The 18,227-nt window shown below is 48.3% G+C and carries 15 protein-coding genes; 1 reads left to right on the forward strand and 14 read right to left on the reverse strand.

Going from position 1 to position 18,227, the window contains the following annotated elements:
• Positions 1–41: 41 nt before the first annotated feature.
• From pnpS to citZ, 5 genes are all read right to left on the reverse strand, one after another.
• On the reverse strand, positions 42–1,805 hold the full coding sequence (gene pnpS, locus HPY28_RS22810) for a two-component system histidine kinase PnpS (RefSeq protein WP_017250760.1): 1,764 nt from the start codon (positions 1,803–1,805) through the stop codon (positions 42–44).
• A gap of 13 nt (positions 1,806–1,818) precedes the next feature.
• A complete protein-coding gene (locus tag HPY28_RS22815; protein ID WP_017250759.1) occupies positions 1,819–2,514 on the reverse strand; it encodes a response regulator transcription factor in 696 nt (231 codons plus the stop codon).
• Positions 2,515–3,108: 594 nt separating this feature from the next.
• Entirely contained in the window at positions 3,109–4,047 is a 939-nt protein-coding gene (gene mdh, locus HPY28_RS22820; RefSeq protein WP_017250758.1) for a malate dehydrogenase, read from the reverse strand.
• A 52-nt stretch (positions 4,048–4,099) separates the two neighbouring features.
• Positions 4,100–5,383 (reverse strand): NADP-dependent isocitrate dehydrogenase, encoded by a 1,284-nt coding sequence (gene icd / locus HPY28_RS22825; RefSeq protein ID WP_017250757.1) that lies wholly within the window; start codon positions 5,381–5,383, stop codon positions 4,100–4,102.
• Positions 5,384–5,536: 153 nt separating this feature from the next.
• A complete protein-coding gene (citZ, locus tag HPY28_RS22830) occupies positions 5,537–6,649 on the reverse strand; it encodes a citrate synthase (protein ID WP_017250756.1) in 1,113 nt (370 codons plus the stop codon).
• Positions 6,650–7,076: 427 nt separating this feature from the next.
• Between citZ and ytvI the strand changes: the two genes are divergently transcribed.
• Positions 7,077–8,207 carry a sporulation integral membrane protein YtvI gene (ytvI, locus tag HPY28_RS22835; protein ID WP_017250755.1) on the forward strand — a complete coding sequence of 377 codons (1,131 nt, stop codon included), beginning with the start codon at positions 7,077–7,079 and terminating at the stop codon, positions 8,205–8,207.
• 76 nt (positions 8,208–8,283) lie between these two features.
• Here ytvI and HPY28_RS22840 read toward each other — a convergent pair whose 3' ends face one another.
• From HPY28_RS22840 to HPY28_RS30970, 9 genes are all read right to left on the reverse strand, one after another.
• Positions 8,284–8,679, reverse strand: a complete 396-nt coding sequence (locus HPY28_RS22840) for an FxsA family protein (protein ID WP_069846055.1) — start codon at positions 8,677–8,679, stop codon at positions 8,284–8,286.
• Between the two features lie 2 nt (positions 8,680–8,681).
• The gene (locus tag HPY28_RS22845) at positions 8,682–9,113 is read right to left on the reverse strand and encodes an acyl-CoA thioesterase (RefSeq protein ID WP_069846058.1); all 432 of its coding nucleotides are present in this window, start codon (positions 9,111–9,113) and stop codon (positions 8,682–8,684) included.
• 608 nt (positions 9,114–9,721) lie between these two features.
• Positions 9,722–11,983 (reverse strand): ribonucleoside-triphosphate reductase, adenosylcobalamin-dependent, encoded by a 2,262-nt coding sequence (gene nrdJ / locus HPY28_RS22850; RefSeq protein ID WP_173623104.1) that lies wholly within the window; start codon positions 11,981–11,983, stop codon positions 9,722–9,724.
• 442 nt (positions 11,984–12,425) lie between these two features.
• Positions 12,426–14,180, reverse strand: coding sequence for a pyruvate kinase (gene pyk, locus HPY28_RS22855; protein WP_017250750.1), 1,755 nt, complete (start codon positions 14,178–14,180; stop codon positions 12,426–12,428).
• A gap of 39 nt (positions 14,181–14,219) precedes the next feature.
• Positions 14,220–15,179 (reverse strand): 6-phosphofructokinase, encoded by a 960-nt coding sequence (pfkA, locus tag HPY28_RS22860; protein WP_017250749.1) that lies wholly within the window; start codon positions 15,177–15,179, stop codon positions 14,220–14,222.
• 221 nt (positions 15,180–15,400) lie between these two features.
• On the reverse strand, positions 15,401–16,357 hold the full coding sequence (gene accA / locus HPY28_RS22865; protein WP_069846066.1) for an acetyl-CoA carboxylase carboxyl transferase subunit alpha: 957 nt from the start codon (positions 16,355–16,357) through the stop codon (positions 15,401–15,403).
• Positions 16,324–17,268: an acetyl-CoA carboxylase, carboxyltransferase subunit beta gene (gene accD / locus HPY28_RS22870; RefSeq protein ID WP_017250747.1), complete on the reverse strand. Its 945-nt coding sequence runs from the start codon at positions 17,266–17,268 to the stop codon at positions 16,324–16,326. Before accD ends, accA begins: the two co-directional genes overlap by 34 nt.
• 20 nt (positions 17,269–17,288) lie before the next feature.
• Positions 17,289–17,471, reverse strand: a complete 183-nt coding sequence (locus HPY28_RS22875; protein WP_007725347.1) for a hypothetical protein — start codon at positions 17,469–17,471, stop codon at positions 17,289–17,291.
• A gap of 81 nt (positions 17,472–17,552) precedes the next feature.
• Positions 17,553–18,224: a FadR/GntR family transcriptional regulator gene (locus HPY28_RS30970; RefSeq protein WP_012685105.1), complete on the reverse strand. Its 672-nt coding sequence runs from the start codon at positions 18,222–18,224 to the stop codon at positions 17,553–17,555.
• Positions 18,225–18,227: the final 3 nt, after the last annotated feature.

Consider the following 18,227-nt stretch of genomic DNA (forward strand, 5'->3'; position numbering starts at 1 on the left):
AGCTACTATTTTGTTTGTGTAAATGTTTTTACAGCAGCTTTTTAGGTAAGGGGAAGTGTAACTGAAAAGGTTGTCCCTCTTCCTTCCTTACTCTCCACACTGATATGTCCGTGCAAATTTTCCACGAGATGCTTCACAATTGCGAGGCCCAAACCTGTTCCACCTGAATCGCGGCTACGCGCCTTGTCTACGCGATAAAACCGCTCAAAGATACGCGTGAGATCCTTTTCCGGAATGCCGATCCCGGTATCCATAACTTGAATGGTGATGTTTTCGCTGTCTGCCTGTGTCTTAACGTTGATCTTCCCACCTTCTTGCGTATAGGCGATCGCATTCGTCAACAGATTCAAGATGATCTGCTGCAAGCAATCCTTATCCGTCATCAACCAAATATCTGGCTTCGGTGAAGGGAGTGTTATCGTCAATTCCTTGCGCTGTGCCTGGTCATGCATGATGGCAACTGCCGAACTGATCAAATCCTGCAAGTGAACCTGACTCAGATGCAAGGGGATTCGCTTCTGCTCGATTTTGGACAGGTCTAAAATATCGCGGATCATCCGGTAGAGTCGCTCGCTCTCATCTGAGATGATTTGCAGGAAGTTGCGACATGTTTCCTCGTCCTGCATCGCCCCTTCAAGCAAGGTCTCCGTGAAGCCCTTGATCGAGGTAATCGGCGTGCGTAGCTCATGCGATACGTTAGCCACAAAATCACTGCGCATCTTCTCCAAGCGGCGAATGTCGGTGATGTCATGCAGCACCACGACTACACCCCTCGACTCCCCCTTGAAGTTAATATAGGGAGCAAAATTCACGTCAAGGATGCGTTCCTGCGGGTAATAGATGTGTACCTCTTGGCGGAACTTCTCGCTTCTGTCGAGACACCTGTCGATGTATTGGCTGAGCCCAAAGCTCTTGCCTGCCTCGATATGCAGCTTCCCTACGATCTCATGTCCAGCAGTCCCCAACAGCTTTTCAACGGCGGGATTGACCAGCATGATCCTACGTTGCTCAGAAATGAAGATCACGCCACTCGTCATATTGGTCAGCACACCTGCTAGGCGCTGCTGATTCTCCGAGATTTCGTACATCTGCTGCTCCAGGCTCGATGCCATGAAGTTGATCGCTCCTGCAAGCTGACCAATCTCATCCTTTGCTTTGATTCTCACACGGCTCTCGTATTGGCGCTGTGTAATGTTGCGGGCTACCCGGGTGATCTCCTCGATCGGACGAATAATGGAAAAGGAAATGCGGGAAACGACAATCGATCCGACTACCAAAGTAACCAATAAACCGGTGAGCAAGCTGTACCACATCTTGTGGATCGTATCAGTAATATCTTTCATCGACATCGCTGAACGAACAACACCGAATATTTCGTTGTTCAGTTCAACAGGTACTGCAACGTACATCATGTCATAGCCGAGCGTCTCACTGAAACGGCGGGAAATTCCTGTTTCTCCTTTTAACGCTGCCATCATCTCCGGTCGATCATGATGGTTTTCCATCTCTTCCGAGTGAGAGGAGTTGTCGTACATCACCTGACCGTCCTTGTCGATAATGGTAATCCGTACTTCATCCGTTGGCGCTACTTGTGTGACCCGATCCGCTAACGTCGCTTTATCGGTAAAGACGTTCGGGAAACGGACCGCCTGAGAGATGAGCTTCGACTCGCGGGACAATAGCTCATTCAGTGATTGGAGGTAGGAATTCTCCAGCACTTTGGCAAAATACATCCCCATCACCAATAGTACGAGAGAGATTAAACCCAAAATAGTCAAAGTGAGTTTGATTCGAAAGCGAGTCAAGGTAAATCCTCCGTTATCCTTCCAATTTGTATCCTAATCCGCGAACTGTTTTGATGTATTTCGGGTTCTTCGTGTCATCCTCAAGCTTTTCGCGCAAATGACTGACATGCACGTCTACAATTCGAGAATCCCCGATGAAATCGTAGTTCCAAACGGCGTTCAACAATTGATCGCGCGTCAGTACACGCCCTTGGTGGCTCGCTAAATAGTTAAGCAGCTCGAATTCCTTTGGTGTCAGCTCAACCTTCACGTCTTTACAAAACACTTCGTATTTCTCCGGATAGATGCGAATATCCCCAAATTGGAGCAACACATCTTGGGGCGCTGTAGTCGCTTCTGGTGTGGTCTGAAACCGCCGCAGGATGGCCTTCACGCGAGCAATTACTTCTCTCGGGCTAAAAGGCTTTGTCAAATAATCATCAGCACCAAGCTCAAGCCCCAAAATCTTGTCGAGCTCATCATCTTTCGCTGTAAGCATCAAGATCGGGGTATTATTGCGTTCCTGGCGCAAGGTTTTGCATACATCCATTCCATCCATCTTGGGAAGCATCAAATCAAGAATGATAAAATCAGGCTGCTCGCTTTTGACCATGTCTAAGGCCTGTTTACCGTCAAAAGCAGTCACGACCTGAAAACCTGATTTTTCAAGATTAAATTGCAATAGCTTTACAATGGAAGCTTCGTCATCCACTACCAATACTTTGATCATCTGTCTGTTTCCCCCTAGCGTTGCAATGCTTGCGCTCGATTTTCTAACCTACGTCCCCTGAAAAATGCTTCTCTCTACAATACTCAGTCTGCCAAGGCTCATTGCGGAAAACAAGTAATTTTTTTGTAAAGACATGCTGAAAGGGCATATAGAACTTATTGCTTGGCAATAGTATTCCGCTTTTAGGTAAAGGTATCTACATGAAAAAGGTCTTCTGGCTGTAATGGTCGGGAGAAGCCATGCCACATGTTTTCCAGTCGCCTGTATCCTCTCTTCGTTCGGGCGGTCTCCTTCCAAACATGTGACAGTGCTTTCCTACAGCTGTGGATGTATTTCGTGCTTTTAGTACGTTTTGCAAGTCAACACAGCGGAGCTTTTGAAGGCACTTCTTTAGATTCTACTTTAAGATAAAGAAAAAGCTGCGTAGAAGAAGCGAATTTCCAGGCCAAGCGCCTCTGGAGCGGACAGTCAATCCCCCCTTTGCAGGGCGTAGGCCGAAGCGTAGACTGGGAATTCGCTTCTTCCCCCACTAGAGCCACTTTATCAAGCAAAAAAGACGCCTTCCCAAAGAAAGGCGTCTTACATGTATGGATCTTATTTCAAAACAGCCATGACACTGCGTACAGAGTCAGCAGATTTGTCGAGAGCTGCTTTCTCTTCGGCAGTCAAATCCAATTCGATGATTTTCTCGATCCCGTTTGCGCCGAGCAGAGTCGGTACCCCCAGGTAAAGATCATTGTAGCCGTACTCTCCTTGCAGAAGAGCGATGGATGGCAAAATGCGTTTTTTGTCCTTGATGATGGCTTCAGCCATTTGTACCAAGGAAGCCGCAGGTGCGTAGTAAGCGGAACCGTTCCCCAAAAGGTTTACGATCTCGCCGCCGCCCTTGCGGGTACGCTCTACGATGGCATCCAGACGGTCTTTCGGGATTAATTTTTCCAATGGGATACCACCAGCATAAGAGTAGCGAACCAATGGAACCATGTCATCACCGTGACCACCCAAAACGAAGCCTGTTACGTCTTCTACAGATACGTTCAACTCCATAGCCACGAAGGTACGGAAACGAGCCGTATCCAGAACGCCGGATTGACCGATTACGCGTTCTTTCGGAAAGCCGGACGTTTTGAAGAAGGTGTACGTCATCGCGTCAACTGGGTTGGACAGTACGAGCACGATAGAGTTAGGTGCATATGTTTTTACTTGCTCTGCAACAGATTTCATAATGCCAGCATTGGTGTTAACCAGGTCATCGCGGGACATGCCAGGCTTGCGGGCAATACCTGCTGTGATGATGACGAGATCAGCATCTTTGATGTCTTCATAGTTCGCAGTACCTGTGATGCTTGCATCAAAGCCTAATACTGGTGAGGATTCCATCATGTCGAGTGCTTTACCTTTTGTTGGGTTTTCCAGTTGCGGAATATCAACCAATACTATGTCGCCCAGCTCTTTTTGCCCCAAAATGAATGCAGTTGTTGCACCAGTGAAGCCACTACCGATAACAGCGATTTTTTTACGGTTGAATGCCATGAACTATTCCCCTCCAAAAATGTAAGTGTAAAAATTTGTACCCAAATCTATCTTACATGTTTTGAATCAGAGCGTCAGCAAACTCGGAGCATTTCAGTTCTTGTGCGCCTTCCATCAAACGAGCGAAATCGTATGTTACTGTTTTCGCGGAGATGGTTTTTTCCATGGAGTTGATGATCAGGTCAGCTGCTTCGTTCCAGCCCAGGTGACGCAGCATCATTTCTCCGGACAGGATCACGGAGGATGGGTTTACTTTATCCAAACCAGCGTATTTTGGAGCTGTACCATGAGTTGCTTCGAAGATCGCATGGCCAGTCAGGTAGTTGATGTTTGCACCTGGAGCGATACCGATACCGCCTACTTGTGCAGCAAGTGCGTCAGATACATAGTCACCGTTCAGGTTGAGTGTTGCTACTACATCGTACTCAGCTGGACGAGTCAGGATTTGTTGCAGGAACGCGTCAGCGATAACATCTTTCACGATGATTTTGCCAGCTGCTTCTGCTTCTTTTTGTGCTTTGTCAGCGTCGCCGCCTTCAGCTTTGATGCGATCGTATTGAGCCCAAGTGAACACTTTGTCGCCGTATTCTGCTTCAGCCAGTGCATATCCCCAGCTTTTGAAAGCACCTTCTGTGAACTTCATGATGTTGCCTTTGTGCACGAGGGTAACAGATTTGCGCTTGTTTTCGATCGCGTAGTCGATCGCTGCACGAACCAGACGCTCTGTACCATCTTTGGAAACAGGCTTGATACCGATACCAGAAGTTTCTGGGAAGCGGATTTTCTTCACGCCCATTTCGTTTTGCAGGAAGTCGATCACTTTTTTCACTTCTGGAGTACCTTCAGCCCACTCTACGCCAGCGTAGATGTCTTCAGTGTTCTCGCGGAAGATTACCATGTCAGTCAATTCAGGATGTTTCACTGGGGATGGAACACCATCGAAGTATTGAACAGGACGTACGCAAGCATACAGATCCAGCTCTTGACGCAGTGCTACGTTGATGGAACGGATACCGCCACCTACTGGTGTAGTCAAAGGACCTTTGATTGCGATCAGGTATTCACGAACAGCAGTCAGCGTATCTTCTGGCAGCCACTCGTTGTATTGGTTGAAGGATTTTTCACCTGCGAATACTTCGAACCAAGCGATTTTCTTCTCGCCTTTGTAAGCTTTTTCTACAGCTGCATCCAGAGCGCGAACGGAAGCTTTCCAGATATCAGGGCCAGTACCGTCACCCTCGATGAAAGGAATGATCGGATTGTTTGGAACTACCAATTTACCGTTATCCACAGTAATTTTTTCGCCTACAGTTGGTTGCGTCAGGTTTTTAAACACAAAAAATCCCTCCAGTGTTATATATATTAGGTGATTATGAATATTTCCAGACGTAGGAGAACTACCACTCACTTGTGGTAGTTCTCAAGCTTGCGCTCAGGAGCGATCAGCCTGGCTGACCACCTGCCCTCCACGCTCGAAAATAGCGAGTTCTTAGCGGCGGTCAATTGGAACGTAGTGTTGGTTGACCGGACCGGTGTAATCCGCGCGAGGACGGATCAGGCGATTATTTTCATACTGTTCCATGATGTGTGCAGTCCAACCGGACATACGGCTGATGGCAAAGATCGGTGTGAACAGGTCTGTTTCGAGACCGAGTGAGATGTAAACAGATGCGGAGTAGAAGTCAACGTTTGGCTTCAAGCCTTTTTCGCCGGAAATCATTTCATCGATCTTCACAGACATCTCATACAGCTCAGGGCGACCGATTTGCGCGGTCAGTGCTTTGGACATGTCTTTCAGCCATTTCGCACGTGGGTCACCGTCTTTGTATACACGGTGTCCGAAGCCCATGATTTTTTCCTTGTTATCCAGCTTGGTGCGGATATAGGATTCTACGTTAGCCATTCCGCCGATTTCGTTCAGCATTTTCGCTACCGCTTCATTAGCGCCGCCATGCAGAGGGCCTTTGAGCGTACCGATTGCGGACACGATACCGGAATAAATGTCAGTCAGAGTCGCAACAGATACGCGAGCAGAGAATGTAGATGCATTAAACTCATGGTCAGCATGCAGGATCAGAGCAACGTCAAATGCTTTAACAGCCGTTTCTGTTGGCTCTTGGCCTGTGAGCATGTAGAGGAAGTTTTGTGCAATCGTGAAATCTGCACGTGGAGCTACTGGCTCCAGACCTTTACGCATACGCTCGTAAGCAGCGATCAAGGTAGGAGTTTGTGCCATCAGACGGATAGATTTCCGATAGTTGGCTTCAGGAGACATATCTTGCGCTTCTGTGTCGTAGAGCGCTAGCGAAGAGACAGCTGTGCGCAACGCCGCCATTGGGTGTACGCCTTTTGGATAGTGGCGAATGCTTTCCAGCACTTCTTGGGCCACTGCTGCATTTTCACCCAATTGTTTTTTCAAAGCGTCTAGCTGATCACGCTTCGGTAACGCTCCATGCCAGAGCAAATATACAACCTCTTCAAAAGTTGCATGTTCTGCCAGCTCATCGATGTTGATCCCGCCATAGCAAAGAACCCCATCGACGATCGAACAGATGGATGATTGAGCGGCAACAACGCCTTCAAGTCCACGAGTAGTTGTCATAGAACTCCCTCTCCTTTTCCACTCAAGTAGTAGTGCTTATCTAGTCTTCGCTTGTCCGCCATGACTGATAAACGACCTGATCACGTTCAAAAAAGACGACTCTTTTTGAACATCCTATCTATGCAATTGTAAGCAGCGGTTTCTTTCATCCACCACTCTTGACAGGGAATGTATCCACGCAAATCCTCACAAGGTCGTACATGAAAATGACGCTCGTGTAAGGGGAGAGGCGAGAGAAAAGAATCCACTAAGACGACCCAATTATAAAAGATTATTGCGATTTTGTGAATAAGGTTGGCGAAAAAATGTTTCGAAGGGTGAAACGGAGTTTTGTTTTTTCGCGATTCTTGCTCCACCTATCAGGCATGCTGCATAATAGAAACATCAGTAATTTGTTCGCACTTTCGCGGCGGAAAGGAGAAATCGTTTGAATCAGGAAAACTGGGTAGAGCGCCTCTTTCAAATCATTCGCTTGTTATGGGTTTGTCTGCTTGTCTATGTAGGGATTTGGGTATTCCAACATGCAACACCCTTACTGTACCCATTTATAATCGCTTTAATCATTGCGCTCGTCATCAACAAACCAGTTACGTTCATGACTAGAAAGTTCAGGATTCCACGCTGGCTTTCTGTCATTATCGCGCTCTTGGTTTTGATGCTGCTCGCGGGCGGAGTGCTCACACTGATTATCACGGAAACGGTCGTGGAAATCGGAGAGCTGGCCAAACGTTTACCAGTCGTTTCACAGGAGCTAGCCCATTATTTGCAAAATACGATTTCTCAAGATTTCTTGATGGGCATTTACAATCAGATTCAGTGGTTTTACGATCAGCTCGATCCAAGTTATAAGGATAAGCTTACCAGTACGGTAGGCAGTGCGATCTCGACTATCACGAATGTCGGACAGGACTTGATCGTCAAATTCCTGGATGGATTGAAAAACCTGCTTGTCTCACTCCCGAATATGGCAACAGTTTCCGTCATTTCCATCATGGGTGCCTTCTTTATCTCCAAAGATTTTGCTCTCTGGGAAGCGCGGGCTCGCCGTCTTTTGCCAAAAGGGGTAAACAGCCGTCTCGATCAGATCTTTATCGATTTGCGCAATGCCTTGTTCGGATTCGTCAAGGCGCAGCTGACTCTCATCTCCTTAACTGCTGCCATCGTGATTATTGGTCTGTTGTTCATGCGTGTCGAATACGCAATTACGATTGGCTTGATCACGGGCTTGGTCGATCTCTTGCCTTATCTTGGGACAGGGACTGTCTTCGTTCCTTGGATCATCTACATGTTTTTCAAAGGCAATTACTCGATGGTGATCGGCTTGTCCATTTTGTACGGGATCGTCTTGATTTTCCGGCAAATTATCGAGCCAAAAGTCGTTGCGGAAAACGTCGGGCTCGATCCTCTCCTCACGCTGGTCGCACTGTTTGTCGGCCTCCAGCTGTTCGGATTCTTGGGCTTGATCATCGGACCTGTTTCACTCGTCATGATCAATGCTTTGGTAAAAGCCAACGTCTTCGAAGATGTATGGGGCTACATCCGTGGGAAGAAAACCTGACCCAATGTAAAAAGAACCGCTTGCGAGCGCATGTCACACAGCTCGTAGCGGTTCTTTTTTATAGGGAATAGCTGTATTAGCGGCGAAAAAACAATTGAACACGACCAGACGAGATGAGGTTCCACAGCCAGCGCTTCAACAGATGACGAATAATCATCCGCGTGTACGGAATGAGGAAGACCAGTCCAATCACATCCGTGACGAATCCAGGCAACAAGAGCAAAATGCCACCGATCAAGATCAAAACACCATCGATGAGCGAATCCGTAGGCATTTGCCCTCGCGCCAACTGGTGTTGGACCATCCGAAATACTTGCATCCCCTGCTGCCTCGCTAGCCAAGCTCCCAAGATCCCCGTGAGAATGACCAGCACGACTGTATTCCAACCACCGATCCACGATCCAATGGTAATAAGCCCCCAAAGCTCTAATCCAAACGCGACGACAAACAGAATGGCAAAAAAACGGAACATGCCTATTCCCCTCCTTTATGCTGGGAATCCAACCAATCATAGATGTCAGGCTCCGCTCGCGACAAGCGAATCGGCCTCAAAGCTGTGTTGGTAAATACATGCATCGTCTCTCCTGACACCAACAGCTGTTGGTCAGGCCATCTAACAATCTCGTAAGAAAAAGTGAGACGGACAGGACTGATCTCTTTTACACGTGTCCGTATTTCTACCTCATCGTCATAGCGGGCGGGCTGTTTGTAAGAGATGTTCGCATCTGTGACAGGCAAAAGTACGCCTTTTTCCTCAAGCTCACGATAGGTGATCCCCGCATAGCGAATCAGTTCTGTTCTTCCTACTTCAAACCAGTTCAAATAGTTCGTATGGTAGACCACACCCATCTGATCGGTTTCGCCATAGCGGACGCGCAATCGATGGGAATGAATAATGGGAGTCATTTTAGATCGCTCCTTTCTCTATAGGATGATTGTACCATAGTAACCCTGTGTGGCTGTAGTGGTGGGGAGGAAACAGGAGAAAACGCTCAGCTTCTTGTCCCACCCGCTGAGGGATTCACTGCCCGTCTCCATGCAAAAAGCGAAACCGCATCCAAAGTGGTCCACTCAAGATGTATTTCAGAGGTGGACGCTTAAGGGCTTGTTTCGCTTTTTGCATTACGTCTCGGTCGGTGTACCAAAGATCTTCGCTTTTTTCTCCTGTTTCCTCTACGAGCTTTCCGTGTTAATCGTTTTTTAAAGAATTGAAAGAATGAAGAATCTGATCAGTTACGCCAGAGAAGAATATTTCCAGACGTAGCGACTTGTGGAGTCCTACCAAGCGGAGAAGGGATTCGCGGGCAAAAGAAACGCAACCGTGCCCACGCGACGTAGCGGCTACCACTTTTGCGTTTCCCCGCGAATCCCTTCGGAGCGAGCAGTCCCAGCCCCCAGCAGGACGGAGCCTGGAGCCTAGACTGGAAATATTCTTCTCCCCACTACAGCCACATAAAAAAACAGAGGCAAACTGATTTTTTCAGTCCACCTCTGCCTTTCATTATTCGGATCGCTTAGCGAATCGGGCAAGCTCCGCCTTCGCAAGATTCAGCCGTGGACAGATCAGCCTCGCCGCCGGTTTCATACTGCTGCAAAATCGCAGGATCAAATGGCTTCATGGACTGCTTCATTGCCTCGTACTGTTCTTTGGTGCACTCTTCATATGGAGCCAATTGGTAGTTTCCGCCATCCAATTGCAAGAAGGATACACCTACGAAATTATCCCAGTTATCGTAAACGATGTCTTCTACTTCTACCCACTCTTCCTTGCGAACCGTAATGGTGTTCGAAGAGTTGTGCTCGGTATATTCTTTCTGGAAACGGAAGTACGTATCGAATTGGCGTTTTGCACTTACTTCGTTCTTCGTTTCTTCTGCGCCTGATGCTACAGGGAAATCGATTACGAGTGTACGTGCATTTGCCATGCGCTCTTCATACGTTTCGCCTGGTGTTCCTACCTCTGGGTTGACTGTCCAGCCGAGAGTTTGTACCGCTTTTGCTAATGGATCCTCAGCATTGATGCGAATGCGGCGGATGTAGTATGGCGAATGGGACCAGTGCAGACCGCTGGAGACACCACCAGCTACCTGAGACAGCGTACCTTCCGGCTTCACTGTCGTTACCAAGAGTGGAGAGTTCACACGCAGCTCATACGCATAACGGTTCGCCTCGTCACGAGCAGCATCGCCCAGCTGACGCAGCAGTTCGAGCTCTTGCTCTTCTGTATAGCCCAGGGATGCCAGCGCATCCTTCACACCAGTAAGGGAAGTTCCGAGCAAACGGTCACGCTGTTGAACGGTATCCCAATGTGGCAGTTCCAACGTAACCAGCGTCATGCGCAGACCGGCACGAGCAGATTTGCGTTGTGCTTCCAGCAAGCCATCGAGATCCAGATACTTGGAGCCATCCTCGTGATCCTTCACGAATTCAACCAGATTGACTGTCGTCAGGTTGCAGACGCCATAAGAATCGAGCAGGATTTCTGCACAAGGGTTCAAGCCCTCTGCATTTGGACGACGACGATTTGCTTCTTCCAAGTTGATGAAGCCTGGTTCGCCTTCCAATTGCATCAAGGTGAACACGAGGTTCAAGAATGACTTGGTCGGTTGTTTAGTAAAGGCGATGGAGTTGTTGGACATACGGCGGTGATCCAGACCGCTGCGTCCGTCTCCTACATTTTGGATGCTGTCAAACCATACAGGCTTGTGTTCTCCCAACAACTCGCCTACACGACGGTGATGGTTCAGCTGATCCTCAGTCCAGAAGCCGTTGATGCCGTATTTCGCCAGCATGCACTCGTAGTCATCGTGATCGAACAGGAAAATTTCCGCTGTACGGCGCACGCCACCTACTACGACGTTTGCTCCGATGAGGTTTCCGATGTCGAGAATATGTATCGGACGGATTTTGCCGTATCCTTTTTCATCACTCTCGATGGATGCCAAATGCTGGTCGATTTGGTTTTTCAACACTTTATCGATTCCTTCAAACATTTCGCGAAGCGGCTCATGACCACTAGCAGTACCACCAAAACGCTTCAGGCGCTCGCCTTTCGGACGCACGCTGTTATAAGAGATTTTCACTGTGTGAATGTGTTCGTAAGTGGAATCTGTCAAAATTTGCAGGTAGAGACGGAGGGATTCTACCCAGCCTTCTTTACTGTCGCCCACATAAATTTTGGCAAAGCCGTTATCCAGTACATTCAGCTCAGAACGCTCCAGGCGTTGATGCTTTGGCAGCGGTCTGTATTCAGAAGAAAGCAGGGAAACATTCGTGCGAATCGGGCCCAGTCCTGCAGCCATTTCCTTCGTGCATTTGAAACCTACTCCAGTTCCTACCAAGAGAAGGTAGAACAAATCGCCCAAGTCATCCCAAGACTTGATGTTCAGGAAGGAGCAGTTGAAGTTCGCCAACGGATACAAATCCGCTACGCCGTTGTCTGCACCACCAACCCACAAGGTACGGCCAGACAAAAACTGGCGAAGGTTGAACATGTTGTCAAACAATCCTTCTGCCTCTTTTTCCATTGCGCGAGAATCGGCGTACAATCCGATTTTGTTCAAATGCTGATAAGCCAGCTTAATATTGTAATCCACCGAGCGGCGGCAAGTTTCTTTCCACGTTTCGCGTCTTCCTTTTTCCGGAACAAAGCGAGAATAAGTACGGTAGTAAACGAATTGTCCCAGAGGACTCATATGAATCGGAAAATCAGGATATTGATTTAAGAATTCATCCCGCAAAAATTGAGTTCGGGATACGGTTTCGGTCGCCAGCATATCGTTCCTCCTTCGAATCTTTCCTCTCTAGTTTAACTATCTTTATCTGTAAAACTCAATAGTTTTACCTATATATTGTGCGAAATAATTTTCGACAATACTAGATGTTGTGTTCGCTCTAAAAAAACACTTGACACAAAATCCCGAACATTGGACGTACAGAAGAACCGTTTTATGTTCAGCCTTTTCCTGGCAGCAAGCGCTACAACACCCATTCTGTCATGATTTGGAAACGCCGAACGTATGGATTTAATCCGTCCTGACACAAAGCCACCGACCGATTTTAACAGATTCCCTCTCGCTTTGCACCACCTAATAATCACCGTTATCTGGTAAAACTTATCAGGTAGTTCGTCGGCTAATCCTTTTTGCACCAAGCCAAAAAAGGGTGACGCTTGGTCACCCTTCAGAGGCATTCTCCATTAAAGATGGATAGTATTACCTACAGAATCCGGGCATGTCCTGAGTAAATATGCCCACGTTCAGAATCCACCGTTACGATTTGTCCGTCCTTCAATACATCCGTAGCAAATTGCACTCCTACGATGACTGGAACGCCGAGATTCAAGCCTACGATGGCTGCGTGAGAGGTAAGTCCCCCCTCTTCGCAAATCACCGCTCCAGCCTTGCCAAACGCTTCAATCATATCGGAGTCCGTACCGATGGTTACCAGAATTGCTCCTTCTTCTACCTTTGCCAGCGCCTCTTCAGCAGATCTAGCAATAATTACCTTGTTTGTGACAACTTTTCGGCCGATTCCTTGTCCTTTTGCTACCACATCGCCAATGACATGGATTTTCATCAGGTTCGTTGTCCCAACTTCACGCACAGGTACACCTGCTGTGATCACAACGAGATCGCCATGACGAACGAAGCCTGCATCAAGCGCCTCCTGGACAGACATCTCCAGCATTTCATCCGTTGTATTCGCCATTTCGCCCTTCACCGGATACACACCATTTACGAGTGCCAGACGGCGAATAATCGCTTCATGCGGCGTTACAGCCACGATTGGTGCTTTTGGACGGAACTTTGATACCATGCGAGCTGTGTGTCCGCTTTCGGTCGCAGTAATGATTGCCGCTGCGTCCAGATCCAGTGCTGCATTGGATACAGCTTGGCTGATGGCATCTGTAATCGTCACTTGTTTTAGCTGTGCTTGTGCGTACAAGATCTCGCGATAATTCAGCTCTTGCTCTGCACGTACAGCAATGCGCACCATGGTCTCGACAGACTCAACTGGGTATTTACCGGCAGCAGTCTCTCCAGAGAGCATGATTGCGTCTGTACCATCGAAAATGGCATTCGCAACGTCACTCGCTTCCGCACGAGTCGGGCGTGGGTTACGCTGCATGGAATCGAGCATTTGTGTCGCCGTAATGACTGGCTTCGCAAGCTCGTTACACTTCTTGATCAGCTTCTTCTGAACAAGTGGTACTTCTTCTGCCGGAATCTCTACGCCCAAATCACCGCGCGCAACCATGATTCCATCTGTTACTACCAGAATTTCGTCTACGTTATCGACGCCTTCCTGGTTTTCGATTTTCGCGATAATATCGATACGCACGTTATGGCGCTCCAGGATTTTGCGAATCTCCAAGATATCCGATGCTTTTCGGACGAAGGAAGCCGCAATGAAATCGACTCCTTGTTCAATACCGAATTCGATATCCTGTGCATCCTTTTCTGTGATACCTGGCAAGTTGATTTTGACTCCCGGAACATTGACGCCTTTTTTGCTCTTCAGTGTTCCACCGTTTTTGATCAAGCAGATGATTTCAGTGTCCCGTACTTCTTGTACAGTCAACCCGATCAAGCCGTCGTCGATCAAGATTGTATCGCCGATTTTTACATCTCGAGGCAATTCCGGATACGTAATGGAGACGCGCTCTGCAGTACCCGCTACTTCCTCGATAGTGAGGATCAACGTATTTCCTTCTACGAGCTCGACTGCATCTACTGCAAGCGTACCCGTGCGAATTTCAGGACCTTTTGTATCCAACAGGATTGCAACAGGTTTTCCGGTTTCTTTTGATGCCTGACGAATGTTTACAATTCGCGCCGCATGCTCCTCATGGGAACCGTGCGAGAAATTCAAACGGGCTACGTTCATTCCTGCTTCGATCAGTTTTTTCAGTGTTTCAACCGATTCACTTGCCGGTCCGATGGTACATACGATTTTTGCTTTCCTTAACATAGGATGTAAGCCTCCTCTACACTCCGAAAACTGTCAGTTTTATATAGATAGCGTGCGCGCCAATTGATAAATAGATAAATCCAATTGATGCTTTGTCGCCAATGCTTCTTGAAAATCGACATCAACGATCTGGTTGTTCTGAATCCCAACCATTCGGTCCTGCTTGCCTTCCAGCAACAAATCGACAGCTGCTGCACCCATTCGGCTCGCCAGCATTCGGTCCATCGCAGTAGGGGAACCACCGCGCTGGATATGACCCAGTACCGTTACGCGAGTCTCCCAGCCTGTCTCTTTCGTAATCGCTTCGGCATAAGAAGCGGCACTTCCTACCCCTTCCGCCACAATGATGATGGAATGCTTTTTGCCACGGCGTTGTCCAGCATGCAGACGCTCAATAATATCGTCCATCTCCTGCGACGCTTCCGGGATAATAATGGACTCGGCACCAGCTGCAAGCCCTGCCCACAATGCCAGGTCGCCAGCATCTCGCCCCATCACTTCAATAATGTACGTGCGTTCATGCGAGGTAGCTGTATCGCGGATTTTATCGATCGCTTCCACAACGGTATTCAATGCCGTATCAAACCCAATCGTGAAATCGGTGCACGGAATATCATTATCAATCGTACCCGGTACACCAATGGTCGGGAAGCCTTTTTCGGTCAGCTTCTGTGCACCGCGAAACGACCCGTCTCCCCCAATCACAATCAGACCCTCAATTCCATGAACACGTAATTGCTCCACTGCTTTTTGCTGTCCGGCTTCCGTCTTGAACGCTTCACTGCGAGCGGAGTAGAGAATGGTTCCTCCCCGTTGGATAATATCCCCAACAGAGCCCAGAGACATCTCCTTGATATCTCCCCTCATCAGCCCTTCGTATCCGTGGTAAACCCCAAACATTTGTACCTCGTGAAAATGAGCACGACGCACTGCCGCCCGGACTGCGGCATTCATTCCAGGAGAATCTCCACCGCTAGTGAGAACTGCAAGTTTTCGCATGGAATCCACCTCTCCAATCGTATCGTCTTTAGCATGTCATTTAACGGAAACAGTATGTACCATACTTTGTATGAAACATGCTGTATCACTCAATTCCTCATATCTGTTATACAATCAAAAGATATGTGCCATACTTTTTGAAAGCTCTGATAACTCTTTCATTCGACTTCGATTGTAGCAGATTTTCCTCGGAGAAAAAAGAAAAAAACGCCCCCTGTTTCTTACAGGGAGGCGAATTCTCCGATCTGTTTAAACTTCTCGTAGCGGTCCTGTATCAATTCATCTGGAGTTAAACGGCCCAGCTGTTCTAGTTGTTCCGTGATGACCGCCTTGACCATCCCTGCCTGCGCGATCAAATCACGATGGGCTCCTCCGAATGGTTCATCAATAATTCCGTCAATGACTCCTAATTCCAACAAATCAGGTGCCGTAATTTTCATCGTCTCCGCCGCACGCATGCCCAAGCTGGAATCTCTCCAGAGAATCGCAGCGGCACTCTCCGGTGCAATCACGGAGTAATAGGAATTCTCCAACATATAGATACGGTTACCTACGCTGATCGCCAAGGCTCCACCGCTTCCACCTTCCCCGATTACGATACAAATAATCGGCACGCCAAATGTCGCCATTTCACGCAGATTGCGGGCAATCGCTTCGCTCTGACCGCGTTCTTCTGCCGCTTTTCCAGGATATGCCCCTGATGTATTGATAAAGCAGATGATCGGCCGTCCGAACTTGTCCGCCTGCTGCATAATACGCAAGGCTTTTCGATAGCCCTCTGGGTGAGCCATCCCGAAGTTGCGCTTGATGTTGTCTTTTGTGTCTTTCCCTTTTTGGTGACCGATGACTGTAACCGGGCGCCCATCCAGCTTGGCAATTCCACCCACAATAGAATGGTCGTCTCCGAACAAGCGGTCTCCATGAACCTCGATAAAATCAGTAAAAAGTAGTTGTATATAGTCCAAAGTCGTTGGCCGTTCCGGATGACGAGCCAGCTGTACGCGTTGCCATGGAGTCAAATTGCCATAAATTTGCGCAGCAAGCTCTTTTGATTTTTGTTCGAGACGCTGTATTTCGTCAGAGAAATCAATTCCCTTTTCCTCAGTAAAACGGCGCAATTCCTTAATCTTATCTTGTAATTCTACTAATGGCTTTTCAAAGGAGAGCTCGCCTGCCATGTTTCTACTCCTTCCCGAGACGTGTGCATCTCTACCAGTTTGGACAGCGTATTTCGCATATCCTTACGGTGTACCACCATATCGAGTTGCCCGTTCTTTAACAAGAATTCCGCTGTTTGGAAGTCTTTTGGCAACTCCTGACGGATCGTTTGCTCAATGACTCGACGCCCAGCAAAACCGATCATAGCTCCTGGTTCTGCGATATTGTAATCTCCCAACGAAGAAAAGCTGGCTGATACGCCACCATATGTAGGATTCGTCATGACCGAGACAAACAGCAAGCGTTCGCGATCCAATCGAGACAACGCTGCGCTGGTTTTCGCCATTTGCATCAGGCTCAATACACCTTCTTGCATGCGTGCTCCACCAGATGCACTGAACAGAATGAAAGGCAAACGCCGTTCGATCGCTTGCTCAATTGCGCGCGTGATTTTTTCTCCGACGACCGATCCCATACTCGCCATACGGAAACGAGAATCCATGACCCCAATCACGATGCGGTTTCCACTTAGGAGACCTTCTCCTGTAATGATCGCCTCGTTCAAATTGGTGTTGGCCATATCTTGCTCCATTTTTTCCAAATAACCAGGAAAACCGAGTGGATTGGCTGTAATCAAATTGGCATCAAATTCTTCTGTTAGAACCCCATCATCCAGAAGCGCTTGCAGACGCTCTGGAGCGGACATGGAGTAGTGGAACTGACAGCCTTTGCAGACGCGCAAGTTCTTCTCCAAATCCTTCGAGTAGTGAATCGTCCCACAATGTGGGCATTTATTCATCAATCCCTCAGGGACTTCCTTTTCTTTCGTACCCGCTTCCTTGCTAGTGTCGGTGGAAGCTGGGACACGTGCTAGTGTCTCTGAAGGAACTGTAGCGAATTTGCGCTTTTTCCCAAAAAGATCTTTAAGCACAGGTACACCCACCTTTCTCATCAGTGAAGGATCGTGCCGAGTACATCTCGGACTTCATTTAGTTCGCTCTCCGGCACAAGAATCTCGTATTGCTTCGAGACCTTACCTTCGCGAACCTTTACCAAAAACCCTTCATCTGTCAAACGTTGCTGTATCCGTTCTGCAATTCTAGCGCTAGGAGCGATGTAGATGACCGTCCACATGCTGGCTTCCCCCTCAATCGTCCAATACAGGTCTGCATCATCATATCACAGCGCCAACGCCCCTCGCAAATTGGGGGAAAACTAAAGCTTGCTGTTCTCCAAATGCTTTTTCATTCTCTCTAATGCGACGTTCACATCGCCTTCGCGAATGGCTTCCATAATCTGTCGATGCTCTACGAGTGCTGCACTCGCTCTACCTTCGCGCGACAGTGATTCAATACGAATACTGTTGCTGTACTCAACCAAAGGCGTCCAGATGCGATGCAGAATCGAGTTGCGGCTGGAGCGACATATGACGCGATGAAACTGATAGTCTTCCTCCGCAGGTACCTCGCCTCTTGCTACTCTTTCCTCTGCAATGGCCAGGATGCGTTCCATTTCATCAAAATGCTTGTCAGTCGCCCGTCTACAGGCTAAGCGGACAGCATCCAGCTCTAGCATTCGGCGCATTTCGATCAAGTCCTTCTTGGTTTTGGTATCCCGTAGGATAAAAAAGCCAAGAATATCGATCAGCCGATTGTGTCGGTAATGCTTGAGGAAGGTGCCTTCCCCGCGTCGGGTCTCAATGAGTCCGAGCAACTCCAGAGCCCGAAGAGCCTCGCGTACAGAAGAACGACCTGCTCCCAGTTGCTCGGACAGCTCTCGCTCAGACGGCAGCTTGTCCCCGGGCCGCAAGTTTTGCTCCTGGATGATTTCATGTAGTTGCAGGAGAATTCCTTCGTAAACCTTTCGATCTTGGGAAGAGTCGAGCACGAT

This window comes from Brevibacillus sp. HB1.2, assembly GCF_013332495.1.
In the GTDB taxonomy this organism is placed as follows: Bacteria; Bacillota; Bacilli; order Brevibacillales; family Brevibacillaceae; genus Brevibacillus; species Brevibacillus porteri.

Excerpts from the sequence above, each read along its gene's own strand:
- citZ (WP_017250756.1), bottom strand. The coding sequence starts at position 6,649 with ATGACAACTACTCGTGGACTTGAAGGCGTTGTTGCCGCTCAATCATCC.
- mdh (WP_017250758.1), bottom strand. The coding sequence starts at position 4,047 with ATGGCATTCAACCGTAAAAAAATCGCTGTTATCGGTAGTGGCTTCACT.
- HPY28_RS22875 (WP_007725347.1), bottom strand. The coding sequence starts at position 17,471 with ATGTGGACGGTCATCTACATCGCTCCTAGCGCTAGAATTGCAGAACGG.
- pyk (WP_017250750.1), bottom strand. The coding sequence starts at position 14,180 with ATGTTAAGGAAAGCAAAAATCGTATGTACCATCGGACCGGCAAGTGAA.
- HPY28_RS22840 (WP_069846055.1), bottom strand. The coding sequence starts at position 8,679 with ATGTTCCGTTTTTTTGCCATTCTGTTTGTCGTCGCGTTTGGATTAGAG.
- pfkA (WP_017250749.1), bottom strand. The coding sequence starts at position 15,179 with ATGCGAAAACTTGCAGTTCTCACTAGCGGTGGAGATTCTCCTGGAATG.
- accA (WP_069846066.1), bottom strand. The coding sequence starts at position 16,357 with ATGGCAGGCGAGCTCTCCTTTGAAAAGCCATTAGTAGAATTACAAGAT.
- HPY28_RS22815 (WP_017250759.1), bottom strand. The coding sequence starts at position 2,514 with ATGATCAAAGTATTGGTAGTGGATGACGAAGCTTCCATTGTAAAGCTA.
- nrdJ (WP_173623104.1), bottom strand. The coding sequence starts at position 11,983 with ATGCTGGCGACCGAAACCGTATCCCGAACTCAATTTTTGCGGGATGAA.
- HPY28_RS22845 (WP_069846058.1), bottom strand. The coding sequence starts at position 9,113 with ATGACTCCCATTATTCATTCCCATCGATTGCGCGTCCGCTATGGCGAA.